Below are 20857 nucleotides of genomic sequence, written 5' to 3'. Positions count from 1 at the left end.
ATGTTTCTCATCGACGTGGGAATTGATTGCGGGAAGAGGCCTGACGCACCAGGTTGGGGTTCATGTTGATCTGCCCCTTGCGCTTAATCATTGGCGCCAGCGCATAACGAGTGGCATCAATGTAGTGGTTAAATGCATCGACAATATCCGTCAGCACATCACCTGTTAATCTGTCGACCTTGTAGCTATACATCCTCGCCTCATTAATCCATCCAGTGCAGCGCGGGTGAATGATGATTTCCTGATAGCTTCGAAGGTGTGCTATGCCATCCTCAACACTGCCTTTCCACTTCTCCACCCCGGTAATTCGTGGAAGGCTTTTTCTTAGTCCATTCCCGGTATTTTTAACGTGGCTGATGGTTTCAGGTCGTGCTGAATCGGCACGTACAACGTGCTGTTCAATGCCGGGGATCCGCTGAATCATGAATGTGGCGATATCATCATTCTCAAGCCCAACTTTCCCTGCTTCGTATTCAATCCAGAGCCTGCGGTCATGAACCCAGCATTTAACGCCAGCAGTCGGGTCTTGAGAGAAGCCCCAGTCAATTCCGTAATATGGGCCATCCCAGCCTTCTGCGGCTTCGAACTCTTCAATGCGGTACTTGCCGGCAAGGATTTGAGCATCGCTGTTCTCCCGATAGGCACCATCCCATATCCATGCATAGGTCTGGTCATCCAATCTGCGGCGATCGCTTTGCCTTTCTCCCTCAAGAACATCAGGAAACCAGGGGTTGTCCTGGTAATTCATTTCTACCGTAATGCAGTCGTCGCCAGCTTCTTTGCGAAACCTCTTATCAGTAGGGCTACCATCTCGCTCCGGGTTCCATGTAACCCAAATTTCCGACCCATCCTCACGGACTGTAGGGCTGAGCTTTTGCCATGCGATTTCGCTTACTGATTCCGCCTCATCTACCCAGCACAGGAGAATGCGAGCCTTTGACTTAATGCTGTCGAGGTTATGGCGCAAGCCACAAAAGACATAACTCACACTCTTGTCGATGGTGCGAATGTACTTTTCGCCAATATCAAAGTTTTCCGCAAGCCACGGCACAGAGCGAATAGCCTGTTTAACTTCCTCCATGCTCGACTCTTCGAGTGAGTTCATGAACTCGCGGGCGCAGAGGATTACTCCGCTATCTCCGTTCATCATCGCCTGATAGGCCTTCACCGCCGTCATCAGGGCGAATGTCCTCGTCTTTGCGCTACCACGTCCGCCATGTGAGCAGCGATATCGCTTATTTGCGGCAGTGAATAATGGAGCAAGCTTCGCGGGGATCGGGAGTTGAACTGAGCTACTCATTTTTCGGCTCTACTGGAAGAAGCTGAATAACGGTTGGCTTTGGCGTCATGCTCCCGTCAGATGATTTAACATCGATGTCCTGAGAAACCTTGTCGCCATACTTCTTCGGGTTCATTCGTGCCAGCGCCCATTTGCGCGTATCAATACGCAGGCGAGCCTTTGCGACAGCTGCGGCTTCTTCAACGGCGTTATCAGCTATGTCGAACATGGATTCGAAGATTGCATCAGCTCGTGTCTCCGCGGCCTTTGCGTATTGGTCACGAAACTCTTGGTGCTCTGCTAGCCAACGGAAGACGGACGTTTTGCTTGGCATTCCGGGTCGTTCGCAAACCTTTCGCAAACTCTCGCCATTCGCAAGGAGTGCGCAAATATCGGCGGCGACTTCTGGCATGTAATCAGATGGCCTTCCTGTGCCGGCGTAGTTTTTTGGCTTGCCATCCTTCGCAATCTTGTTCGCAGTTTGCGAATCGTCATCCGCCATTTTAATGTGGCGCTTCGCAGTCGCATAATTCAGCCCCTGCGCTTCGCACCACTGCTTAGGTGTTACACCTGATTTAGCGTGCTCAGACAGGAACTGTTGCTGTAAAGCTTTCCAGTCCTGTTTAGCCATGTTGTTTTCCTGTTTAACTTATCAGCCAACCTTCAGCACAAAGCCTTTCTTTGCCATCCAGTCAGCCATTGCTTTTATCTCTTCAGCGGTAATCTCTTGCTGAGTGATGCAGGCTTTAATCTGCTCTTTCTTTATCCAGAGCCAGAGGTATGCGGAGAGCCACCACTTAGCCTTGCAGCAAATATTTACTGAGAGTCTTTCTGGCATGATGTGGCCTCATAAAGTGCTATAAACGCCAGCCCAATTATTTCCGCTTCTGCTTTGCTGCCACCACTGGAGCTGATGACTTTTGCAAGACACTCTGCAGCAATACACTGAATGGTTTCCGGCAAGTCAGAAAACTTTAAGTCGCTCATTTTTATTCCTCGGTTAGTGGCTGCGGCTCCAGTTCTTCCATGCTTCCTCAGGACTTAACCCGTCAGCGGATGCATATCGCATGTCTTTGCTGATTGAGTAGCAGCGCCATTTTCTGGTTACACTGTTGAAGTAGATGCGTGGTTTGTTCATTTTCAGAGCTTTCTGCTGAGAGGTCTTTATTCTCTCGGTGGCGGTTTTTAACTGCTCACTACAATGTCGAATTCTCTCGGAAGAAAATTCTGCATTGTGGTGATTCCAGATTCGTCTGCCTCAGCTCTGGATGGCTGACGTATGAAGGCTTTGCGGACCCGGCATTGTCTGTTATTGACTCCACTCAACCACTCGCGGGGGAGGAAACCCTTGCGGGCCCACGGTCTCAGTTAAGATGAGTGGACGGCGACAGACCGACGCAATGGTGACTAATCACCAAAAGGAGAGATGTTGTACTTCGCTTTAAACTGCTCAGTGGTGAGCTTTGTTACTGTGCCGGTAGTATTGTCACCGACATAAACGGCCTCGCCTGATTTGGCTTTAACAGCCTTCCAGATAACGATCGGGACGTTTACACCGTTACCGATTGTCTTTGTGCCGGGAACCATGCCAGTGACTACCCAGGTGTCACCTTCAGCGAGAACCTGTTTTCTCACTGACTCTTCCATCAGTCGCCAGGCCTTTCTGTTGAGGTCTGGAAGTTGTGGGGTCATGTTTGCCAGGCTGAATGTTTCAAACTGCTCCTGGGCGTTTCCAGCATCACCTGCGGCGGTCATGTGGCCCATATCGTAACCAGACTTTGCGTAGTCCTTCTGCGTGGACTCGAATTGCTTTGGCACTTTGGGCTCGGAGTGGAACGCATCCTTGCGCTTAAGCTGAAGAGAGCCTTTAACGTCATCTGCTGTAAGATGTTGGGCGCTGATAACAGGGTCTTTCAGCTTGTCGCTGTACAGCACAGAGAACTGAGTGAAGCAAATCTCCTGGTCGTACTGGATAGCAGGAGGATTGTCATTCAGGAATTTACCAGGGCAATCAGATTTGGCTGCCGCAGAAAAAGAAAAAGCCGCTACGAGAGCGGCTATGAGGTAATTAAAAATCCGGGCGTTCATCGAGAAGTTCCACGTCATCGCTGGAGATGCCTTCTCCGTATCCAATCTTTCGCATGTTTACCTCAACAGATGATTGTACCAGGGGGCCATCCTGGAGGAATAGTGGTGCCTGGCTGGCCTGGCTGAGGCATCGAAGGCGGGAACACAAGGCGGTTTGGCGTCACCTTATTAAACACTGTCTGGAGGTGGTCTTTTATGACCTGCCACTCAGATTCTGTAGGCTGCTTGCCAGAGATTTCGGCGTAGCCCTGTAGCCAGTAAGCGAATTGTTCTGGAGTCATGTTTACCTCAGGCAGCCAGCCGATGTTGTTCTTCAATGAGCGGTAAGCGGTGATTGCGATCAAACAGACCTTTCAGCGCCTCTTTGCGTTGGTCGAATGTCCATCCCATAGTGATGAATACTGTATTGGCCCGCTGAAGCTCGGTGATGCAGTGGATTTGCTCAGACGTGAGATAGTCTCTGATGCTTTCTTGCTTGCCGATTTCGTGATGCACTTTAAACTTTGCGGCAGTCATATTCAGTGCGATCCGGTTGATGAGGTCCGCTTCATTACTGAAGTGATGCGGAGCAATATTTTTGCCTGCAGCTTCACGCTCATGCTTGATGGCGTCAGTCATGGGCTTGTATTCAAGCCTTGCAGAGTCGCGATAAGAAACTCGGATTTGCTCTTTTGCTACAGCCGCGTCAAAAGTGCGGATCACATGAAGATTGAACTTCGGGCTAATCCACATCGCATAAGCATAAACAAGCTCTTTACAAACAAACGTCCCGCCATTTCGACCCTGAATTGTCAGCACTGGCAAACTACGTAGGTTTCCCGTAGTTTCTTTTTCCAGCAAGTCGATGAGGGCCTTCGTTTCTGGCCTGCGCATAAACTCATGCACTTCCATTGTCCTGGATGAGCGGGATTCGCCTTCTTCATTGACCGCAGCCCTTTGCAAATCATTCAGGCAATAACGACCGCTCTTATCCTGCTTCACGGCAACATTAGAAATAACTAATTGCATCGGATTTACCTTTTAGTGATGAACCTTGTTCGCACAGGAAAACGGCCCTCAGAAGGCTCCGACAGCCAGCCGGTTCCTCAAGGGTCATCCTGAAAGGTTCTGAGTAGATTTGCGCGTGCGAATGCGCTGGTTTGGAGCAATAAAAAAGCCCAGCCATTTCTGACTGAGCCTTTGAGGTTCTTTCGCAGCTTTCGCTCTGCTTTACAGCGGTGCTTGGCTACTTACGGCTTACCCGTCAGCCAGATAGCGGATCACCTCTTTCGTGGTTTACTTACCACCTGCAATCACACCGGCCTGCTGGCCTGCGCGAATGTAATCCTGAAGCATTTCTAATTTGGCTTGGTCGGTGATTGCACCAGATCGGATATCGTAAATGTTTCGTCCAAAATCTGGACTGAATTGGATTTCGGCTCCAATGCCCATGCCGGAGGTGCCGGCAACTGCACTTTTGGACAAGTTACAGGTTGCAAGACCGGCTTTTGCGAGGAGCAGCTGGCGAGCACCAGAGGTAACAGCATCACGAAGAGCCTGATTTTTTGCGAGCGCATCGGTTAACTCCTGCGAGTGTTGCTGGTCACTTTTGGCGATTGCGTTAGCGAGTGCGTGTTCAAGAGCAGCGTTTTTATCTCGCTCAGCGCTTGCTTCGTCACTGATGGCTTTGAGGTCTTCGGCGTGCTGCTGCTTTATCGTGGCGATGTCGGCGGTGAATTTGTTGTCATTCACCCACCAGGTGGCAAGTGCGCCAAGCAAGGCGCCACACAGCAATGCAATTCCGCACCATTTCCAGCCAGGCTGAAACAGCGATGGGATGTTCATTTTTGCTCATCGGTGTTGAATTGCTTGATAGCGCGGGCAATGATGCCGCATACCGATACAAAGCCAACTGCATAGCCGAGATACTGAGGAGGGATTAGAGCTTTCACATCGTCAGGGATTTGTGACCAGACGGAAGCAACCAGCGCCAGTATAGCCATGATGCGGACTGACCACATTTTCCAGAGTTGCGGGAGGTTATCGATGAATTTCATAGTGTGACTCTTTCTTTAATCCATCCATAGAGGAATGTTTCGTTTGCAGGGGTTTTCTCTGCAATCTCAAGATAACGCACGCCCTGGCTACAATTTAACGCCGTCAGAAGAACCGCTTCGCCAGCAGCTCCCCTTGATTGTAAAAATGCTTTCAGAGCTATGACTGTTCTGTTCCCAATGGCACCATCCACAATTAAATCAGGATAAAGTTTTCCACCATTGTTCATTGCTGTAAGCCAGCGCTGTAAGAATTTACTTGGAACGGATGGCCCCATGTTTACGCCAGCATCACAAAGTTCTTCTGCAATAGCTGGAGAAACTGTGGCTATAAGGTCAAATCGTGGACCCGTCCAGTAATCGGATTCAAGAATCGATAAGGCCTGCTGTCGCGAAAGATTCCGCATATCGCCCACATAACCGTGGGCACGAGCAACCGCCTGTGTGATGCCCCAGTTAGTCGGGCCGCCTTTGTCGTTGGGGTTGTTAACATAACCGCCCTCTTTACCAAGGATGCGGTCAAATATCTGGTCTTTTGTCATTTGACGCTCACAAGGGTTTGTTCAGGTCGACATAGGCTGGAGATGAAGCGTTGCGCTTATCTGGCTGGATAACGAATACGTTGAATGAGCCTCCGCCATTTTTGGCGGCTTCACGCTCGGCATGCATAGCGCGCATCTCTGCGGCTGTTCGCTGTCTGTTCATATCGCTGGCGAGCTTCACCGCGTCACGGCTGTTATTCACTGAATCATTAAACTGATTGCAGAGAATCGCGGTTAAGATAAGGAACACGACAGGTACAAGGTCGAAGATATACCTTCCGACCCTGATCTCAGTTCTTGCCATAATTATCACCATTGTCACTTTGGCTGAACCATGGCAACTTTTTGAGGATCGCTGCACCTTGCCATCCTGCAGCCCCGCATCCCATACCGAGGATGTAGAGTGACCACTGTTTGTCCAGCCCATATAGAGCCATCATAGTTCCAGCAAAGATTGACACGATCATATGACTGCCAAGGCTGACCTTTTCAGCAATCGGCCTGGTCTCATACTTTGCCCATGAACCTAGCACCGTCATGATGAGCGCGAGAAGCAAAGCCGGAAATAAATCTGTTCCGTTTGCCATTGCGTAGTCTCCACCATGCGGTGGCCTGATAAAGCGACTGGCATGAGACTACCAGGCCGCGTAAGCGACCCCAAAAATGGGGGATCTGTTCAAATTCGGAGTACGTGAAGTTTCTTTTCGAACAAATCCAGGATACGGTTTGCGGTAACGTGGTTTGTTCGTGATTAAAGGCATGAGCAAATCAGGCAGGGGGCTGTTGACGCAGCCTCTTGCCGCCCATATTCACGAAGCCCGCTTATGGCGGGTTTTATTTTTTAGAGTGCATTGATTGCCGTAGCCACAGCGTCGCAGGAATATGTGTGTTGGGTCTGGTTGTTGGCGAAAAATACACTCTAAAAAATTGCCTGAGGGAGAGCAGGCAAAGGAAGCAATGAGGGTGAAAGCGGCTCTACGGCCTTAAGGGTCCCAAAGTAGAGGGATAGGTTTGCCGCGTAGCTAAAGTACAAAGGCCATTGCAACGAGGCTAAGTTTGTCATTGAGGTCATCACTGCTTGAGGCGCAGATTGTTGCAATATGATGACTTGAAGTGGTGGTGCCGGCGCGAACGTCGAAATTTTTGTTATCAAACGAATCGACAAAAATCATGGCGTCACTGCTGCTACTTTTGAAGGAAGCAAAGTTCTTTTCGATATGCATATCAAAGTTGAACATAGCCACTCCTGATTATGAATTGTGGTGAAGGTTGCGAAGCCTTTGCGGATTTCCACCGAATTTTCGCACGAATTGGCGTGGGAATTTCGCCCACTACCTACACTTCCGTCTGCTCGCCAGTTTGCCAGAGGTGACGGCATCTTAGAGGGGAGTCTCAAAACCGGTAGCACCGGTAATACACCACAATAGGAAAGAGCACTGCATGACGTTTGCACGGACTTACGACTTTCGTGGCAGTCTCGGCGGTTCTCAGTGCTCTTGCCTGTTATGGGCTCCGCTTCGTGGAGCAACGGCCTGCTGATCAGTCAAGCACCTATGCGCAGATAACCACGCCACTATGACGCAGTGTTTGCAATGTGGCTCAGGACTCTCGCGTATGAGCATCAGCGTGTCGTGCAGCACGCATTAACTCAAAAGTCCTGACCGGATTGCAGGCATAAAAAAGCCCAAGGCGTTAACCTCGGGCTTCAATGAAAGGCTAATATCCCATCATTAATGTCAAATTTAAGCTATTTTATTCACGAAGTCAACATGAGCATTATATGGGGAATCCGTTCCCCATTATATTTGATCACCGCGTCACAGTTTTAAGTACCGTATCGGCGTGAGACTCACCCTGGAAAAGCCTTTCGATGAGGGATTCATAAAATGGCTTCCAGTTTCTACTCCATGTTGGTTGACTCAATTCCATTCCCGAAGCGCACAAAGCTCTGCGGACATTCTCTGCCGGAAGTCTCGCATATCCGCGTCCATTGCATTTAGAACATGTTTTATATGCTGGCACGCCTCCCTGCTGTTCTGTTTTTTCCCTGTCTAATACCAACCCTTTCCCATGGCACTGACACGCATTAGACAGCGTTCCTTTCCCTTTACATTTTTGGCAAATGACTTTCACCACATCCCTCACCTGGCGCTTTTTATAATGCTCTTCCGGCACTACCTTTCTGGCTTCCTTGTCCGCTATGGATATTGGTGTTTTTGGCGAAGTGACTTTCGTCGTGAAGACTTCCGCTTCAATAAACTTCGCGCCATTGCAGCAGTCGCACATCCTGGTGCTGGCTGCGCTGCGTGAGTAATCCTCAAATGCAAACATTGCGAGAACTTGCATCACCTTTGGCTTAATATCATCATCAAGGTCGCGTAAGGCTGGAACCTTAACGCAGGCCGAATATGCATAGCGGGTCAGCAGTTCAATAGCTTTCTGACGGTCATTGCTGCTGATACCCATTTTCCCCAAAAAGGCTGAATAGCCCATTTCTTCCCTGCTTTGCGCCATGCCCATTGCTGCCATAACATCCGTCCCTGTTAAAGAATCTGATGCCGTGGCGCGTGGAGAGTCGCTGATTTGTGTTGTTTTAGCCGAGTGGAATTTGATGCAGTTTTCAAGATTCACTTATTATTCCTCCAGATATAATACGGCCATAACAGACCGACTGTCAGCGACGTTGCCGCTATATCTTCACTTTCACCCAACTCCTTCAATCGCGAATGCGAATACTCAGCCATCATCCCGGCAAAGAATGCATACACGGCTACGAATACAACGAATAGCGTCATCATGCGCACCACCTGATTAACTTGGTTAACACCGTATCAATGACTCCCTTCTTGCCTGCTTCCACTGCTCTGATTTCATCCATAATTCGCCGCTCATAATCACGGGCGTGGCGAAGCTTGCCGCGCAGCCTTGCTAAGCGGTAATAATCAAACGTTGTCATATTGATGTCCTTCTGAGAGAACTATCCTGATTTAGACGGGGTAATAACGAGTGGGGTTGACGGTTGAACAATGCCGCTTTCCTGAATCAGATCGCAAAGGATGCTGATTACGTCGTTCGGCTTAATTCCGGTTCGCATAAAGAACTGGTTTGCGCTTCCGCTGCTGATAGCGAGCGCTTTGATTTCCTCGATGGTGTATGAGCACATCATGCCACCTCGGGGTCATCGTCTGTGATGCCAAGTTTCTCCTTGAGTTCTGATTCCCGGGTATTCAGATAGTCGAGCGTCCGCTGGCACTGACCTTTAATCTGCTGAACGCTTGCGAGTTCTGCGTGGTCGCGGGTCTTCTGCATTTTTACCTGGTTAATGCTGGTTACTGTGTTCATGGTTTTTACCTTGAATTAATACAGTGCTGGTTTATTGGAGTTAACGAATCAGGCCGCCACCTCCAGTTGTCTCTTTCTCAATTTTTCGTAATGCTTTGCCCGTCGCGTGAATATCGCTTTCACACGCTTCAGGTATTCGATGGAAAACTTCCTTACGGTATTGTCATGCTCAATCCGCTCGACCCGTTGCAGGCCGATTTTCTCTATGAGGTTAAGTCGGTATGGAATCAGATTGCCTGATAGCTCCCTGTTGCATCTCACGCAGCCAGAGTGGTTGTTGAAGACATTAAATCGAAGCCATGGAGCAGCGCCTCTTGAGCGATAGTGGCTGGAGTCGACCGCGCCCCCGCGAACGCCATAATTAAGAGGTCTCCCACATGCGATACACGGCCTTCCATAGTCACGCCAGTAAATGAACTTGTTTACTGCTGCCTGTGCTTCTTTATTCCATTGTGAGGCGGTTTTAAGCCTATCCTTTCGCTGCTTAAGCTCAGATTTTTGCAGACGCTCTTGCTTTCGCTTGTTGCGGGCTGCATTTTCTTCATCTCGCTTTTTGTTGTAAGCGATAGCGCATTTATAGTTGTGACAGACCTTCTGGAGAGAACTTCTTGGGATGTATTCTGTGGAGCATATGGGGCATTTTTTTTGTTTAGGCATCGCGCCCTTAGCCATCACATGTCTCCTTCCTCAGTTTTCCTCCCGTCATTCTGTTAGCCAGGTCAGGCCAATGCTTTGCCAGCGTCTCGAATGGGACTCGAAGGCTAATGCCATGGTTGTTAGCCCACCACAGAACGGCCTTCACAGGTCTGTTTATTGCGGCCGCCATCACTTCTACTGGCACCTTCCCTGCGACTCTTCGGATGTATTCCTTCTCTTTTTCCGTGTAGGGTTTTGGTGGTGAGTTGGGTCTAGCCATCTTCCGGCTCCTCTTCCTGGTTCTGATCGGGATAAAGGTTTATTGCGCACCGGTCGCACACGTGGCATTCCTGCTCGACAAGCCTGATGCCACATTCGAGGCAGACGCCGGCGCGCCGGTTGCACTCAGCGTGATACTGAGAGATTTGTTCAGGACTTAGCATTTTTGGCGTCCCGTTTTATTACGTAGTAGGCGAGGTCAATTCCGCACCACCAGTGCATGATGAGAAATTGCGTTCTGAGTGAATTTGATTCTTTAGCGTTCATGTCCAGTGCTTCTGTTGATAGCGCCGGTCTATCCGTGGTTCCCGTAATGACTCAGGCAGAATTACTGTCACTATCCATAGTCGAGGGTCATGCGCGAGGGTTTTAGTAGCAACGATGTTGCGGGAGGTGTATGCAGCAATTAAGGCCTCAGCTTCTTCGTTGGTCATTGGGTCGTAGACGAAGGGTGTCTGTCGCATATATCGCGCCTTCCGTAGAGGTAGATGCAGACATTGGTAGTGAATCCGGTTATCTCAGAGATTTCCCGGAACTTGAGTTTTTGCTCTTCTCTGAGCGATTTAATCCGTTGGATGGTTTCGGCTGAATGCCGGCATTTTGATGAAGTGAATTTAATTCCGTAGCGATAAGCGACGTCATACATGGTAGCTGGTTTGTAATTGAGAACTTTGGATGCTTCTTTGCCGGTCATGGTTGATGACAGCTCCCTGAGCACCCGGAGGGTTTTGGTGGTTACTTTGCGATTTGACATGGCGCACCTCAGAAGAATGATTGAAGTCGGTTAAGAATCTCCTTATCTTTCGTTCCTGAAAAAACATGCTTAATAGCGGCGTTGATTAGCGACGAATAACACCTACTAAACTCTTCATCATCCATGTTTGCGTAAGCCAGGCTTTTAGCCCTCACCTTTGTCTCCCCGCGTATCGTCGTCACCACGTCATAGAACCCGGCAAGGATGGTTAAATTCTTCCGGAACTCTTCTTTCTGGGTGTATTCGTCTGAGCATTCATATCCAGCGTGCTCAGCTGACCAGTGGTCAAAGCAGAACTGGAAGAAAGCAAAGGCTTTACGATGATGCGAGGGATTTCTTGTGAGCTTTATTTCTGCCGTGTAGGTTTCGCCGTTTTTGAAGCGCTGAAGTCGTTCGAGGTCTGTTTCGTTTGCTGGGGAGAATACGCCGCCTGGGTGTTTAACCAGGTCTATTTGCACTTTCCTTCCTCACGTTGAGTTCAATCTGCTTTTCCATGCAGCACAATGCCTGCTCTACGATGGCCTGCTGCTTTTTGGATAACCAGGTGTCGTTGAGGCTCTCGATAAGCTCGAAAGCCTGCCTGAGATAATCTGTATGAAGCGGGATAACGTTGCTCATGGTAATCCCCTGCCAGTTAGTTCATGTAGCCTCTCTCTGAGTGCTGCAACTTCATCAGCCAGCTCAAAGACCCTCTTCTGCCAGTCCGTGGCTTCTGCTTTGTACCAGGCCACATCGTCACGCAATCGGCGAATGCGGCGCTTTTTGAGTTTGCTGGGCATTACTTTATCTCTTTCTGGTTGTTGGCAAGCTCACGAACAATCCGCTTAATATCCTCAATGCGGTCATCATCTGCCGGGTCCGCCGTTTCAATCCGATCAAGCATTATCAGTGCTGCGTTTGCTTTGTGGTTTTCTGTCCATCCATTTATTTCGTCAATAATTTCTTCTGTCGACATGCTTAAATCGGGAGTGAAGTCACCTTCAGAGCATTGCCCTCGGCCTTTGATTTCTTTATACAGCCCATGCCACCACTTAGTTGCATTTTCTTCTTTCAGCATGGCAGCTCGACAATCGTTCCATCCTGAAAGGTACCCAGCATCAATATCTCTGGATACAGGTATCGCATCAGGCACTACTGGTTGCTGCGCGTGGCGATAGAGCGGAGTGACCTCGCGTAGTGGGTCTGAATACGCATTGCCGCTATCAAAACACACTACATTCTTGGCGCCTCCCCCTGATAGTAGCCACGCCACTGGCTCGCTGTCGGCCTTGCGGCGTTCCTGTAGCTCACGAATTATCCCGGCAATTAATCCGGGAGTTGCCAGACGCTGAAATTCACAGTAGTAGTTCGGGTCAGAATGACAGGTGGCCTCTTGTGAGTACCACAGCAAATTAGATAATTCGTCGTCTGCGTGTGGCTCGCTTCGTATTATGGCCAGCGCCATGCGGGCCAGTTCCTGAGACTCTTCATGAGAAGCAATTCGTAGGTTGAAACCGCTTTGGCCTGCCGCTAATTCTTCCAGCTGCTCTCTGGTTATGGTTGATTTGGTCATGGTTAGCTCCCGTGCGAATTAATAATGTGCTGCATATCCCGCCAGATAATAGGATGTTCCTGGCATTTACCCAGATTCACTTTCCAGCAGTTCTGAAGAAATAACGGAGAGTGAAGATCGCGGCTGTTTATCAAAAACAACCAGCGACGCCAGAGAAACCATTTGATGATGACCATTGGTTGGCTCCCCGTGAAATTTTGTGGCCCGGTGCATAGCAGCGCTGGCGGTCTTTGCTGATGCGCCAGCCTGCCTCACGCGCCTGGTGTGAAATGTCTGTCATATTCCGGCCAATAAAGTCCGCCTGCGCCTGCGGATAGATTTTCCCTGACTGACAACCTTCACAGTCGCAGTAGAGGTCCGTGCAGAATCCTTCAGTGATAGCCATCACTCAGCCTCCACCTTGATGCCAGCGGCGCTTATCGACCGGATAGCATTCTGCGTTCCGTCCACAAAGCCATGGCAATAATCGGTGCTGCCACCAGACATGTGCTGAACGGCACCAAAATCACAATCGACAAACCTCACAGCTCTTGACTCCAGCTCGGCGATGCACTGCTGCGCCTTCTCCAGTTCTGCATTCAGCTCTCTGATTTCAATTTTCTGCAGCGCTACTAATGCATTCCTGCCCTCCAGCGCCTCTACCAGCGCGAGTATGTTGGCAGGGTTAGCCAGGGCGATGAATAAAGCGTCATGTGGTCGTTTTTTGCTTATGTGTTCACAAACCATAATTTCATCGTGATTTCCTCCGCCAACCCCGCAGCGACCGTCGTGATATTGAAATGCCCTCCAGTTACCCGGACTCGCTTTCTCTGCCGCCGCTTTCAGGCTCTGCGCCAGTTCGGTGATATCAGTTGTCATGCTGAGACTCCTTTGGCGACCAAATGAATGCGGGTGCGATAATTTCTTCCATGCTGGTTCCGCGCTCGTTGTATTGTTCGAGCATTTCAAGAATGTCAGCATCAGTCTGCGTATCTCCGTAGCTGCCGACTATGCAGAGCAATTCAACAGGCGCTCCGAGGTTTTGCAGAGCAATCGTCAATTGCTTTGCCAGCGCCATTTTCATAGCTTCATCGCTCATTTGTCGGCCCCCTCGCGCAGCGCGGATTCCCATTCAGCCAGGGATTTTTCTGCATACTCACCTGACAGGCCATCGGCGGCTAAGACCGGGTCGTTCGCCAAATCCTCTTTTGCGGTCAGAATCATGCGCACCACGTCGCCAACCTCTGCCATCGGCTTATCAACAAATCCGTGATTGAAAGCAGCGGCAAGGCGGCTTGCGGCAAAGTTGATACCCTCTGCACGACCATCAGCCTTAATCCCGGCTACGATGCGATCGGTGGCGGGAGTTTCCGTGCGGAAGTAAACCGCATCACCATCATCGAAATTGCCTGGGTCGTACATGCAGTTTTCGTGCTCGTCGGCGCAATATACTTCTTGCCGAATAAGGCCATGCTTCAGCGCTAATTCCTGAATATCAGAGCCATCAGCTGAGCCTCCCTGCCATGCGATAGCGAGCATCTCTTCGACAAAGCCATCCATGCAGATATTCTCCGCAGCCAGCGCCGCAAACTCATCCTTGAGCTTCTGATACTCAGTAGCCAGAACCAGGTCGACACAGAAGGAATCTGTTTGAACTGGTGGTGATAAATCAGCAGGAGTTGCTGTGTAGATAGTTGGTGTATTCATGCTTTACCCTCATAAAAAAGGCCCGCTATTGCAGGCCCGTTAATCAATTAATTCGTCTGGAATGTCGACTTCATCGCCGAGCTTCGCCAACACTAATGCGCGACATACGGCAATCAGCCGCGTATCTCCTGAGGCTCTCATGCCCATTTTTGCGCATGCAGAATAGCCCGGATAAGTTGGATTAATATCAATGTCGAATCTGTCGATTAATCTTCCTGCCTGGTCCCAGTTTTTTGTTGGTCGCCAGTAGTCTTTCCACCGATAAGACCCTTCATAACTGAGTACTACACCACCCGGCACATCTATTTCTCCCAAACCAAGGTTCACTTTCGAAGGGGAGTAAACTTCAATGTTTGGCGTGGCACCAGGCCATGCTGCACAGAACACTGCCCAGTCCAGCGCCCTTCCTGTTAAATCTGCTGTTTTTACTCTCACCATTTCCTCCTGCTTAATACAGGTCTTCGCTAAACAGCTCATCATCCGGCCAGGTTTTAATCCTCGCGACGTTAAGCTGTCCGGCCTCCTTTGCCACTTTCAGTGCTTCTTTCCGGTCCATAAAGACGCCGAACTGGTCAACGAAGCCCTGAACCTCTGACGCCCTGTCAATGTACATAAGGCTCTGACTGATGTTTTGCCGCATTATTGGGCAGTAGTGGCGAATGCCGATAAAGACCAATGGGTTTCCGCCAATTTTCGACTGATACTGATTTGCCGAGCAGACCACTCGGCGGGTTATTTTTTCGCTCACCATTTCCTCCGGGCATAAAAAAGGCCGATTATCGCAACGATACCGGCCACACTTGCAGATAGCTCTGCTATGTAGATTTCAGACATATCACACCTCAGCCAGTCTTATTTCTTGATGATGTCGAATGCAGGAACCTGATTTGTTCTATATGAGCCAAAATTACAAATATAGTCATCTTCAGAGTTTGGCCCATCAACCCACAAATCAGGGTCAGATAATGGAGTAAATATCCCTGCTTTCCGGTGCTGGTCATTCTCAAAAAAACCGAGAGTGTATCGATATATCTCCAGCTCTAACTCTACAACTTCAGTACCGCGCCAGCCTGTATCGCGTGTCCAACGGATTAAATCCCCTGGTTTTGGTTCGCTCATTTCACCCTCCCGCCATAAGATTCATCGCGATCCCAAAAAGAACGCCAGCAATCAGGCATCGGTTGTAGGTTCCCCAAGTCCACTTTTCATTCCATAAAATGGCAATAATTGCGCCTCCAATGCACATGCCAGCGATTACACCTTTGAGCATGTCACACCTTCGACTTTAACCCGTGTTTATTTAATTCACAGACAACATCATGCTGGTCACACAGCAATAAGTTCATCTTGCTTAAGTCGACTACTATTTCCTCGCGGCTTTCCTGCCATGCTGTGTGGTATGCCAACCACATTTTTCTTATTACAGGGTTTTTGAAATCGCCCTTGTGAATGCCGCTTTTGTATGTTTCCATGTCGGCATTGGTTTTTAAAAGTAATTCTATAAATCGCTCTCTAATTGTCATGCTGCGCCACCCCCGTCAATAAACCACCGATGCCCGTGCATGTCATTTTCCTCGTCACTTTTCTCTCCTCTGGCCTTGCCAGCCAGCCACATGCCATAAGCCAGCCTAACAACATCGCGATTCGGATAGTCTCCAGGCTCCCATCCTGTTTGCTCTTCGAAATCATCGTTAAAGTCGCTTATATCGCTCATCCCATCCTCCCATATACAGCCATCAGCCTCTGACGGGCCGGGCTGTTCAGATATGCCTGAACTACGCAGTTTTTCTTCGGATTGTACTTCGCGAATGCCTTTACCTTCCTTTCGCTGGACTTCTCTCCATTTGCCGGCCATTGAACATCGGATGAGGCGATAAGGTACTGCCGGCCTTTAACGCGGCCGTCGTGAATTACCGTTCCGTCATCAGCGAGCGTCGCCAGAACCCGGTAAGCCGATTTGTTTATCAGGTTGCAGGCCTTGGCTATCTCTCCTGCGCCCACTGGTTCTGTCTGCTCTGACAGATATTCAATGACGCGCTTCCTGGCTGAATTATCAACGGCGTTATGGATTCCTTTCTTGGCCGTCATGCTGATTTTTTCGTGGCCGCCGCCATGCTCAAGCCATTTCTGGAAGTCTTCGAGGGAGAGAAAAGCACCAGAGCCGCAGCTGATATAAATCAGGCCAGCCGCTCGCAGTTGACGCCGATTCTCCCGGCAGGCGTTGAGTGATATGCCAAGGCCATCCTTGAGTTGCTGTTCGGTTACTGGCTGGTTTTGCCTGATGAAGTCGAGCATGCGTTGCTTAAGTGAGTCCATTAGAATCCACCTTTCTGTTTCGCTTTGGGTTGTTGCTCTCTGTCGCGTCGCATCATTTCGGCCTGCATCTGGTCACAGTCATAAATTGCGCCATTGCGCTGCTCGCAGAACACGACACCGCCGTTTCCATGACGATTTAGCCGCAGGAGTAGCTCTGTATCTCCCTGTGGGTAGTTCTCGTCGTAGGCACCCTCTCGGTAAATCCCCAGCCAGTAATCGCAATCCTGTTCGATTTGGCCGGTGTCCCTTGAGTCGCTTGGGAGCGGTCGCTTGTTGGCTCGCTTTTCCAGTTCACGGTTAAGCTGGGTCAGCAGGACAACAACGCAATCAAGCTCCTTGGCGAGGTTTTTGAGGCCTTTTGTGATGAGCCCGTATGCCAGGTCATTTCGGTCCGCTTTTTCCGCTGCCATAAGCGTCAGGTAATCGACAAGCACCATCCCAACTTTACCCCTCTCCCGCTTTATGCGCCGGCACTCAGCGATGATGTGTGAAAGGCTGGCTCCAGGTGTGTCGTCGATGTAGAGATTCTGGCTCTCAACCATTTCTGCCAGGCGAGCGTTGGCGATAGCAAACTCCTCATCCCGACCTGCGCCGCGATAAAAAATATCCGTGTTGACGCCAGATGCCTGTCCAATCATCCGTTCCAGAATCTGCTTGTCAGGCATTTCCAGGCTAAACATGATGGCTGGCAATTTCTCGTTGATGGCACAGTTCAGAGCCAGCTGGCTGTAGAGGGTTGTTTTGCCCATCTTTGGCCTTGCGCCAATGACAAACAGCGAACCGCGAACAAGCCCTTTTGGCTCAAGCATGTCGTCCAGAGATTTGATGCCTGTTGATAATCCACGTGAGCGCTGGTTTGGATCGAAGCGCTTTTCCACCTCGGCTATCCAGTCGTCAGCAACATCCGCGAGCGTTCTTGCCCCTCGACGACTACCCGTCTTTGAGTGGTCTGTCAGTTGGGTGAAGATGCTCTGGATGGCTTCGTACTTTTCAATGGCGCTCATGCCGTTCCTGGCGTAGAGCAACTCTGTCGCTTCGGTCATGCGCTGAATGCCATAGCGCTCCATAGCAGACTCACGCACAGATGCTGCGTAGGCCACTATGTTTGCTGCGCTCGGAGTGTTTTTTGCAATCTGGCCGATGTAGGCAAACCCTCCGACCTGCTCAACCAGCCCCTTGCTTTCAAGGGCGTCGAATAAAGTCAGGCCATCAACCGGCTTGTTGTCGCGAATCATCTGCCTGATTTCCGCAAAGAGGATTTGGTGAACTTTGCTGTAAAACGACTCAGGCTTAAGCATCGCCAGCACTTTCTGGACTCGCTCGCTGCTATCGTCATCAAGCAAGAGACCGCCAATCACACTTTGCTCAGCTTCCAGGCTGTGCGGCAGGGTAATAATCTCATCGATCATCTCGCTCTCCTTCGCGGGTCTGTGCGTAAATTTCCGCACTCAAAATGTATTCGTAATTCCGTTTCTGCCAGGTTTTGCCAGTGGCATTGTCCGTCCGCGTCTCAAACATCCAGCGACAGGATTTATGCAGGTAAGTGAGGTACGTCCTGAAGGATTCCATGCCGAACGGCTCGACATCGCCGAACTGTTTGGCAATAGGTTTGGCTTCCCGCCAGAACTTCTGGATTCGCTTTCGACGATCAGGGGTGAGTACATTCCATCCCCTGGCATCCGGTACGCCTTCACGAAGTGCTTGCCAGACTTCTTCGCAGGAAAGTCTTGAAGTCTTTTCAGTCGGTTTTTCTTCGACTGATGCGACATACTTACTACCGTTAGGTAGTAAGTTATTATTTATATATTCTTTATCTGTGGTAATTTTCTGGTAATCTGCTGGTACAGGTTGCTCTGCAGGCGTTGGTGCGCCTGGGTTTGAGATGGTAATCTGCTGGTAATCTGCTGGTACATAATTTGACTGATAATCGTCGTATTTAACGATGGTGTAAACTGAGAATTTCCCATGAGAAACCCAGTCAACCATTCCCAGCTTTTGGAACTTACGAAGCAGATATTGAACCCTGTCTGGTTTCAGTCCCGTCTCAGAAGCCAGTGAGTTTCTACCGCTCAGGAGCTGACCTCGGTTGATTAACTTCTCTCCAAGGTCTGTCAGTACCACCTCAGGCGCATGCTTGGCCTTGAGTATCAGATGAACCCACAAATGCGCCGCTTCTGCGTCCTTGTAGAACGGCACATCCATAATTTTACGATGCAGCAAGGCGAACCCCTTACCGCCACTGTTTTGCGGTTGCTGGAGCCTTCTGGCCTCTCTGGCTTCGGCTAGGTTTGATATGTTACTCATGACCCTTACCCTTCAGCAGTTGTTTCCATTTCTCCAACTCAGCCCGAAATCGACCAGGCTGCTTAAAGCACGAAAGATAGCGATCACGAAGTATGTGTTTGTGAAGTTTGTCCTGGTCAGGACTGAGTTTTTTCATGTAAAATAGCTCCTGTGGAACCCGTTAAAATTCCAAATCGTGTTTCTCGAAAGCCTTGGTTGCAGCCGGGGCTTTTTCTTTTGTGACAACCTCAAGCGCACAACGAAATGCGCGGCTAATCGGACTGATGTCTGAATCCATCCCAAAAGCGCACAGAATCGACGCTATGAAGCGCCAGTCAGTGCGGCTTATCTTCGTCTCATGACATCCAATCATCTTTGCCAGGCGTCGCTGTGTAAGCGCTGAGAGATTGATGAGTAAATCTGTCTCTGCGCGATCGATGTCGCGCTGCGATGGTTTGCTGTAGTTTGCAGTGTCTTCCATAGATAATTTCCTTGGTGATAAAAAATGAGGCTGATGCGCAAACACGCATAGCCTTGAAAAGGTTTGTTATTGATTCGCTTTTCAGCGACGTAGACCGAATGGTCGTTGTGAGAGATTGGTTATCACGCAGCCATTTCTGGCGGGAAAAGCTGCGGTTAAACAGTATCTATTTGATGCTTGCGACCTTCCTGACTGGAGGAAATGCGATCGCTTCTTTAGTAACTGGTTTAGGGAATCGGAAGTTCAGAGATGCGTTTGCGATGTCGCTCGCTTTCTTGGCTGAAGCTCCACGATACCCATATGCCAGCTGGTCCAGGTTTCCAGGGGTGGTGTTAGCTAACTTAGCCAGTAGCTCCCAATCCTCTTTGGAGGCCTGTTTTCGCCAGCGGAGCAGGTCGTTCATCTGCTCAAATTGCTTAACGTTGGTTTCCATAAACACTCCATTTGCTAATGCACATGAGTGATATTAGCTTCATGCTAAATTTAAATCAAGTGGGATTTTAGCTTTATGCATATTTATCGCCGTGCTAAAAGGTGGGAAGATTTAAGCATGGACATAAAAGACATCAGGCGGACCAACCTCCGCTACCAGCAAAACCTCGCAATTCGTAGCGGGATCTCAAAAGCTGACTTTGCAGAGAAGGTCGGCACATCTGCGTCTACCATCAGTCAAATCCTTGGTGATAAAGCAGTTAGAAACCTGGGGGATGAACTGGCTCGCAAAATCGAGCAAAATTTAGGGTTATTACATGGCTGGTTGGATCAATTTCATCCAGAGTTAGAGGAAGCTGAAAATCAGGGCGAAGCCAGGATTGTAGGTGATATCGAGCCGTGGGATAGCGACACTTCATTGGACGATGATGAAGTTGAGATTCCGTTCCTCAAAGAAGTGCAGCTGGCAGCAGGAACGGGGAGTGCCTTTAGAGAAGATCATAACGGATATAAGTTGAGATTTGCCAAATCCACACTCCGAAAACTAAACATACACTTCAGTAACGCTGTATGTGTGGAAGTTATAGGCAATAGTATGGAGCCCGTTTTGCCAAACGGCGCAACTGTTGGCGTCGATACAGGCAGCAAAGAAATCAAAGATGGAAAGATGTATGCCATTGATTATGGCGATTTGCTAAGAGTAAAAATCCTGTATGCAATGCCCGGCGGGATGATCCGGATAAGAAGCTATAACAGCGAAGAGCACCCAGAAGAGATAAGGCCATTAAGCGAAATTCGCGTTATAGGAAGAGTGTTCTGGTCGTCAGTGACATACTAAAACCTACAAACCCCACCCCAAACCCGCTTATGGCGGGTTTTTTTATGTCTGGATGTTACCCCTCATCATCGCGAAGCTAAATTATTTTCCTTTAAGCTTCATCAAATTAGCGTTATTAGCTAAATTTTTAGCAATTAGCGCTTGCATGTTATTTAGCGTGATGCTAATTTTAGTCCATCAGCAGGAAGCAGCACTCACCAGGACGGTGAAATCACAACGATTCAGGTACGAATCTACGCGGCTGAAAAGCCGAACTAAACCAAAGTGAGCTTTGGGATGACAGCCGGGTATCAGCGGTTTGCTAAGACGCCCCCTT

36 protein-coding genes and 1 pseudogene are annotated in these 20857 nt (G+C 49.5%); 1 reads left to right on the top strand and 36 read right to left on the bottom strand.

Annotated features, from left to right (window positions below):
- Positions 1-7: 7 nt before the first annotated feature.
- The 36 genes and pseudogenes from DTA24_RS07860 to DTA24_RS07700 all read right to left on the bottom strand — a co-directional run bounded on the left by DTA24_RS07860 (position 8) and on the right by DTA24_RS07700 (position 19704).
- Positions 8-1300 carry a PBSX family phage terminase large subunit gene (locus DTA24_RS07860; protein ID WP_123836684.1) on the bottom strand — a complete coding sequence of 431 codons (1293 nt, stop codon included), beginning with the start codon at positions 1298-1300 and terminating at the stop codon, positions 8-10.
- Positions 1293-1691: a ubiquitin carboxyl-hydrolase gene (locus tag DTA24_RS07855; protein ID WP_072045319.1), complete on the bottom strand. Its 399-nt coding sequence runs from the start codon at positions 1689-1691 to the stop codon at positions 1293-1295. Before DTA24_RS07855 ends, DTA24_RS07860 begins: the two co-directional genes overlap by 8 nt.
- Before the next feature lie 89 nt (positions 1692-1780).
- Positions 1781-1910: pseudogene (locus tag DTA24_RS28600) on the bottom strand (terminase small subunit); the annotation flags it as partial.
- 21 nt (positions 1911-1931) lie between these two features.
- Positions 1932-2117 carry a hypothetical protein gene (locus DTA24_RS07850; protein ID WP_123836683.1) on the bottom strand — a complete coding sequence of 62 codons (186 nt, stop codon included), beginning with the start codon at positions 2115-2117 and terminating at the stop codon, positions 1932-1934.
- The gene (locus DTA24_RS28035; protein WP_164481323.1) at positions 2096-2266 is read right to left on the bottom strand and encodes a hypothetical protein; all 171 of its coding nucleotides are present in this window, start codon (positions 2264-2266) and stop codon (positions 2096-2098) included. Before DTA24_RS28035 ends, DTA24_RS07850 begins: the two co-directional genes overlap by 22 nt.
- A gap of 420 nt (positions 2267-2686) precedes the next feature.
- Positions 2687-3385, bottom strand: a complete 699-nt coding sequence (locus DTA24_RS07845) for a DNA/RNA non-specific endonuclease (RefSeq protein ID WP_123836682.1) — start codon at positions 3383-3385, stop codon at positions 2687-2689.
- Between the two features lie 270 nt (positions 3386-3655).
- Complete coding sequence (locus tag DTA24_RS07840) at positions 3656-4375, bottom strand: KilA-N domain-containing protein (RefSeq protein ID WP_123836681.1); 720 nt, start codon at positions 4373-4375, stop codon at positions 3656-3658.
- A gap of 267 nt (positions 4376-4642) precedes the next feature.
- Entirely contained in the window at positions 4643-5191 is a 549-nt protein-coding gene (locus DTA24_RS07835) for a lysis system i-spanin subunit Rz (RefSeq protein ID WP_123836680.1), read from the bottom strand.
- Complete coding sequence (locus DTA24_RS07830) at positions 5188-5403, bottom strand: hypothetical protein (RefSeq protein WP_123836679.1); 216 nt, start codon at positions 5401-5403, stop codon at positions 5188-5190. The genes DTA24_RS07835 and DTA24_RS07830 overlap by 4 nt, the downstream gene beginning before the upstream one ends.
- The gene (locus tag DTA24_RS07825; protein ID WP_123836678.1) at positions 5400-5942 is read right to left on the bottom strand and encodes a glycoside hydrolase family 108 protein; all 543 of its coding nucleotides are present in this window, start codon (positions 5940-5942) and stop codon (positions 5400-5402) included. The genes DTA24_RS07830 and DTA24_RS07825 overlap by 4 nt, the downstream gene beginning before the upstream one ends.
- Before the next feature lie 7 nt (positions 5943-5949).
- The gene (locus DTA24_RS07820; protein ID WP_123836677.1) at positions 5950-6246 is read right to left on the bottom strand and encodes a hypothetical protein; all 297 of its coding nucleotides are present in this window, start codon (positions 6244-6246) and stop codon (positions 5950-5952) included.
- Positions 6233-6529: a holin gene (locus tag DTA24_RS07815; protein WP_123836676.1), complete on the bottom strand. Its 297-nt coding sequence runs from the start codon at positions 6527-6529 to the stop codon at positions 6233-6235. Before DTA24_RS07815 ends, DTA24_RS07820 begins: the two co-directional genes overlap by 14 nt.
- 435 nt (positions 6530-6964) lie before the next feature.
- Positions 6965-7180 (bottom strand): hypothetical protein, encoded by a 216-nt coding sequence (locus DTA24_RS07810; RefSeq protein ID WP_123836675.1) that lies wholly within the window; start codon positions 7178-7180, stop codon positions 6965-6967.
- A 571-nt stretch (positions 7181-7751) separates the two neighbouring features.
- Positions 7752-8573 (bottom strand): antitermination protein, encoded by an 822-nt coding sequence (locus tag DTA24_RS07805; RefSeq protein ID WP_123836674.1) that lies wholly within the window; start codon positions 8571-8573, stop codon positions 7752-7754.
- 163 nt (positions 8574-8736) lie between these two features.
- On the bottom strand, positions 8737-8898 hold the full coding sequence (locus tag DTA24_RS28030; protein ID WP_164481322.1) for a hypothetical protein: 162 nt from the start codon (positions 8896-8898) through the stop codon (positions 8737-8739).
- A gap of 206 nt (positions 8899-9104) precedes the next feature.
- On the bottom strand, positions 9105-9284 hold the full coding sequence (locus DTA24_RS07800) for a hypothetical protein (RefSeq protein ID WP_123836673.1): 180 nt from the start codon (positions 9282-9284) through the stop codon (positions 9105-9107).
- Between the two features lie 48 nt (positions 9285-9332).
- Positions 9333-9956 (bottom strand): recombination protein NinG, encoded by a 624-nt coding sequence (locus DTA24_RS07795; RefSeq protein WP_123836672.1) that lies wholly within the window; start codon positions 9954-9956, stop codon positions 9333-9335.
- On the bottom strand, positions 9949-10200 hold the full coding sequence (locus DTA24_RS07790; protein WP_123836671.1) for a hypothetical protein: 252 nt from the start codon (positions 10198-10200) through the stop codon (positions 9949-9951). Before DTA24_RS07790 ends, DTA24_RS07795 begins: the two co-directional genes overlap by 8 nt.
- Positions 10193-10363, bottom strand: a complete 171-nt coding sequence (locus tag DTA24_RS29040; protein WP_123836670.1) for a protein NinF — start codon at positions 10361-10363, stop codon at positions 10193-10195. Before DTA24_RS29040 ends, DTA24_RS07790 begins: the two co-directional genes overlap by 8 nt.
- Before the next feature lie 598 nt (positions 10364-10961).
- Complete coding sequence (locus DTA24_RS07780) at positions 10962-11411, bottom strand: DUF1367 family protein (protein WP_123836669.1); 450 nt, start codon at positions 11409-11411, stop codon at positions 10962-10964.
- The gene (locus DTA24_RS07775) at positions 11392-11571 is read right to left on the bottom strand and encodes a hypothetical protein (protein ID WP_123836668.1); all 180 of its coding nucleotides are present in this window, start codon (positions 11569-11571) and stop codon (positions 11392-11394) included. The genes DTA24_RS07780 and DTA24_RS07775 overlap by 20 nt, the downstream gene beginning before the upstream one ends.
- Before the next feature lie 160 nt (positions 11572-11731).
- Positions 11732-12505, bottom strand: coding sequence for a hypothetical protein (locus DTA24_RS07770; protein WP_123836667.1), 774 nt, complete (start codon positions 12503-12505; stop codon positions 11732-11734).
- Positions 12506-12635: 130 nt separating this feature from the next.
- A complete protein-coding gene (locus DTA24_RS07765; protein WP_123836666.1) occupies positions 12636-12890 on the bottom strand; it encodes a hypothetical protein in 255 nt (84 codons plus the stop codon).
- Positions 12890-13363, bottom strand: coding sequence for an ead/Ea22-like family protein (locus tag DTA24_RS28730; protein ID WP_227540387.1), 474 nt, complete (start codon positions 13361-13363; stop codon positions 12890-12892). Before DTA24_RS28730 ends, DTA24_RS07765 begins: the two co-directional genes overlap by 1 nt.
- Positions 13353-13583, bottom strand: coding sequence for a hypothetical protein (locus DTA24_RS07755; RefSeq protein ID WP_123836665.1), 231 nt, complete (start codon positions 13581-13583; stop codon positions 13353-13355). The genes DTA24_RS28730 and DTA24_RS07755 overlap by 11 nt, the downstream gene beginning before the upstream one ends.
- A complete protein-coding gene (locus DTA24_RS07750) occupies positions 13580-14191 on the bottom strand; it encodes a hypothetical protein (protein WP_123836664.1) in 612 nt (203 codons plus the stop codon). Before DTA24_RS07750 ends, DTA24_RS07755 begins: the two co-directional genes overlap by 4 nt.
- A 39-nt stretch (positions 14192-14230) precedes the next feature.
- Entirely contained in the window at positions 14231-14629 is a 399-nt protein-coding gene (locus tag DTA24_RS07745) for a phage protein NinX family protein (protein WP_164481321.1), read from the bottom strand.
- 10 nt (positions 14630-14639) lie between these two features.
- Entirely contained in the window at positions 14640-14942 is a 303-nt protein-coding gene (locus DTA24_RS07740; protein ID WP_123836662.1) for a hypothetical protein, read from the bottom strand.
- Positions 14943-15043: 101 nt separating this feature from the next.
- Positions 15044-15310 (bottom strand): hypothetical protein, encoded by a 267-nt coding sequence (locus DTA24_RS07735; RefSeq protein ID WP_123836661.1) that lies wholly within the window; start codon positions 15308-15310, stop codon positions 15044-15046.
- A 400-nt stretch (positions 15311-15710) separates the two neighbouring features.
- The gene (locus DTA24_RS07730; RefSeq protein ID WP_123836660.1) at positions 15711-15905 is read right to left on the bottom strand and encodes a hypothetical protein; all 195 of its coding nucleotides are present in this window, start codon (positions 15903-15905) and stop codon (positions 15711-15713) included.
- Complete coding sequence (locus tag DTA24_RS07725) at positions 15902-16507, bottom strand: winged helix-turn-helix domain-containing protein (protein ID WP_123836659.1); 606 nt, start codon at positions 16505-16507, stop codon at positions 15902-15904. The genes DTA24_RS07730 and DTA24_RS07725 overlap by 4 nt, the downstream gene beginning before the upstream one ends.
- Positions 16507-17916, bottom strand: coding sequence for a DnaB-like helicase C-terminal domain-containing protein (locus tag DTA24_RS07720; RefSeq protein WP_123836658.1), 1410 nt, complete (start codon positions 17914-17916; stop codon positions 16507-16509). The genes DTA24_RS07725 and DTA24_RS07720 overlap by 1 nt, the downstream gene beginning before the upstream one ends.
- A complete protein-coding gene (locus DTA24_RS07715) occupies positions 17906-18811 on the bottom strand; it encodes a DNA replication protein (RefSeq protein WP_123836657.1) in 906 nt (301 codons plus the stop codon). Before DTA24_RS07715 ends, DTA24_RS07720 begins: the two co-directional genes overlap by 11 nt.
- Positions 18804-18947, bottom strand: coding sequence for a DUF2740 family protein (locus tag DTA24_RS07710; protein ID WP_123836656.1), 144 nt, complete (start codon positions 18945-18947; stop codon positions 18804-18806). Before DTA24_RS07710 ends, DTA24_RS07715 begins: the two co-directional genes overlap by 8 nt.
- Before the next feature lie 24 nt (positions 18948-18971).
- A complete protein-coding gene (locus tag DTA24_RS07705; RefSeq protein ID WP_123836655.1) occupies positions 18972-19271 on the bottom strand; it encodes a CII family transcriptional regulator in 300 nt (99 codons plus the stop codon).
- 166 nt (positions 19272-19437) lie between these two features.
- On the bottom strand, positions 19438-19704 hold the full coding sequence (locus DTA24_RS07700) for a transcriptional regulator (RefSeq protein ID WP_227540386.1): 267 nt from the start codon (positions 19702-19704) through the stop codon (positions 19438-19440).
- Positions 19705-19779: 75 nt separating this feature from the next.
- On the opposite strand from DTA24_RS07700, the gene DTA24_RS07695 reads away from it, so the two are divergent.
- On the top strand, positions 19780-20541 hold the full coding sequence (locus tag DTA24_RS07695) for a helix-turn-helix transcriptional regulator (RefSeq protein WP_206060568.1): 762 nt from the start codon (positions 19780-19782) through the stop codon (positions 20539-20541).
- The last annotated feature ends 316 nt before the right edge of the window (positions 20542-20857 follow it).

This window comes from Klebsiella sp. P1CD1 (genome assembly GCF_003790505.1).
GTDB lineage: Bacteria > Pseudomonadota > Gammaproteobacteria > Enterobacterales > Enterobacteriaceae > Klebsiella > Klebsiella variicola.
This window is presented reverse-complemented; position numbering and strand designations above follow the sequence as displayed.

What these genes read in the sequence shown, in the direction of transcription:
- DTA24_RS07715 (WP_123836657.1), bottom strand. Translation starts at nt 18,811, where the DNA reads ATGAGTAACATATCAAACCTAGCCGAAGCCAGAGAGGCCAGAAGGCTC.
- DTA24_RS07830 (WP_123836679.1), bottom strand. Translation starts at nt 5,403, where the DNA reads ATGAAATTCATCGATAACCTCCCGCAACTCTGGAAAATGTGGTCAGTC.
- DTA24_RS07815 (WP_123836676.1), bottom strand. Translation starts at nt 6,529, where the DNA reads ATGGCAAACGGAACAGATTTATTTCCGGCTTTGCTTCTCGCGCTCATC.
- DTA24_RS07825 (WP_123836678.1), bottom strand. Translation starts at nt 5,942, where the DNA reads ATGACAAAAGACCAGATATTTGACCGCATCCTTGGTAAAGAGGGCGGT.
- DTA24_RS28730 (WP_227540387.1), bottom strand. Translation starts at nt 13,363, where the DNA reads ATGACAACTGATATCACCGAACTGGCGCAGAGCCTGAAAGCGGCGGCA.
- DTA24_RS07765 (WP_123836666.1), bottom strand. Translation starts at nt 12,890, where the DNA reads ATGGCTATCACTGAAGGATTCTGCACGGACCTCTACTGCGACTGTGAA.
- DTA24_RS07800 (WP_123836673.1), bottom strand. Translation starts at nt 9,284, where the DNA reads ATGAACACAGTAACCAGCATTAACCAGGTAAAAATGCAGAAGACCCGC.
- DTA24_RS07740 (WP_123836662.1), bottom strand. Translation starts at nt 14,942, where the DNA reads ATGGTGAGCGAAAAAATAACCCGCCGAGTGGTCTGCTCGGCAAATCAG.
- DTA24_RS07745 (WP_164481321.1), bottom strand. Translation starts at nt 14,629, where the DNA reads ATGGTGAGAGTAAAAACAGCAGATTTAACAGGAAGGGCGCTGGACTGG.
- DTA24_RS07700 (WP_227540386.1), bottom strand. Translation starts at nt 19,704, where the DNA reads ATGGAAACCAACGTTAAGCAATTTGAGCAGATGAACGACCTGCTCCGC.
- DTA24_RS07725 (WP_123836659.1), bottom strand. Translation starts at nt 16,507, where the DNA reads ATGGACTCACTTAAGCAACGCATGCTCGACTTCATCAGGCAAAACCAG.
- DTA24_RS07755 (WP_123836665.1), bottom strand. Translation starts at nt 13,583, where the DNA reads ATGAGCGATGAAGCTATGAAAATGGCGCTGGCAAAGCAATTGACGATT.
- DTA24_RS07720 (WP_123836658.1), bottom strand. Translation starts at nt 17,916, where the DNA reads ATGATCGATGAGATTATTACCCTGCCGCACAGCCTGGAAGCTGAGCAA.
- DTA24_RS07735 (WP_123836661.1), bottom strand. Translation starts at nt 15,310, where the DNA reads ATGAGCGAACCAAAACCAGGGGATTTAATCCGTTGGACACGCGATACA.
- DTA24_RS07820 (WP_123836677.1), bottom strand. Translation starts at nt 6,246, where the DNA reads ATGGCAAGAACTGAGATCAGGGTCGGAAGGTATATCTTCGACCTTGTA.
- DTA24_RS07750 (WP_123836664.1), bottom strand. Translation starts at nt 14,191, where the DNA reads ATGAATACACCAACTATCTACACAGCAACTCCTGCTGATTTATCACCA.
- DTA24_RS07810 (WP_123836675.1), bottom strand. Translation starts at nt 7,180, where the DNA reads ATGTTCAACTTTGATATGCATATCGAAAAGAACTTTGCTTCCTTCAAA.
- DTA24_RS07840 (WP_123836681.1), bottom strand. Translation starts at nt 4,375, where the DNA reads ATGCAATTAGTTATTTCTAATGTTGCCGTGAAGCAGGATAAGAGCGGT.
- DTA24_RS07835 (WP_123836680.1), bottom strand. Translation starts at nt 5,191, where the DNA reads ATGAACATCCCATCGCTGTTTCAGCCTGGCTGGAAATGGTGCGGAATT.
- DTA24_RS07860 (WP_123836684.1), bottom strand. Translation starts at nt 1,300, where the DNA reads ATGAGTAGCTCAGTTCAACTCCCGATCCCCGCGAAGCTTGCTCCATTA.
- DTA24_RS07695 (WP_206060568.1), top strand. Translation starts at nt 19,780, where the DNA reads ATGCATATTTATCGCCGTGCTAAAAGGTGGGAAGATTTAAGCATGGAC.
- DTA24_RS07775 (WP_123836668.1), bottom strand. Translation starts at nt 11,571, where the DNA reads ATGAGCAACGTTATCCCGCTTCATACAGATTATCTCAGGCAGGCTTTC.
- DTA24_RS07850 (WP_123836683.1), bottom strand. Translation starts at nt 2,117, where the DNA reads ATGCCAGAAAGACTCTCAGTAAATATTTGCTGCAAGGCTAAGTGGTGG.
- DTA24_RS07795 (WP_123836672.1), bottom strand. Translation starts at nt 9,956, where the DNA reads ATGGCTAAGGGCGCGATGCCTAAACAAAAAAAATGCCCCATATGCTCC.
- DTA24_RS28030 (WP_164481322.1), bottom strand. Translation starts at nt 8,898, where the DNA reads ATGACAACGTTTGATTATTACCGCTTAGCAAGGCTGCGCGGCAAGCTT.
- DTA24_RS07790 (WP_123836671.1), bottom strand. Translation starts at nt 10,200, where the DNA reads ATGGCTAGACCCAACTCACCACCAAAACCCTACACGGAAAAAGAGAAG.
- DTA24_RS07730 (WP_123836660.1), bottom strand. Translation starts at nt 15,905, where the DNA reads ATGAGCGATATAAGCGACTTTAACGATGATTTCGAAGAGCAAACAGGA.
- DTA24_RS29040 (WP_123836670.1), bottom strand. Translation starts at nt 10,363, where the DNA reads ATGCTAAGTCCTGAACAAATCTCTCAGTATCACGCTGAGTGCAACCGG.
- DTA24_RS07855 (WP_072045319.1), bottom strand. Translation starts at nt 1,691, where the DNA reads ATGCCAGAAGTCGCCGCCGATATTTGCGCACTCCTTGCGAATGGCGAG.
- DTA24_RS07845 (WP_123836682.1), bottom strand. Translation starts at nt 3,385, where the DNA reads ATGACGTGGAACTTCTCGATGAACGCCCGGATTTTTAATTACCTCATA.
- DTA24_RS07710 (WP_123836656.1), bottom strand. Translation starts at nt 18,947, where the DNA reads ATGAAAAAACTCAGTCCTGACCAGGACAAACTTCACAAACACATACTT.
- DTA24_RS07705 (WP_123836655.1), bottom strand. Translation starts at nt 19,271, where the DNA reads ATGGAAGACACTGCAAACTACAGCAAACCATCGCAGCGCGACATCGAT.
- DTA24_RS28035 (WP_164481323.1), bottom strand. Translation starts at nt 2,266, where the DNA reads ATGAGCGACTTAAAGTTTTCTGACTTGCCGGAAACCATTCAGTGTATT.
- DTA24_RS07770 (WP_123836667.1), bottom strand. Translation starts at nt 12,505, where the DNA reads ATGACCAAATCAACCATAACCAGAGAGCAGCTGGAAGAATTAGCGGCA.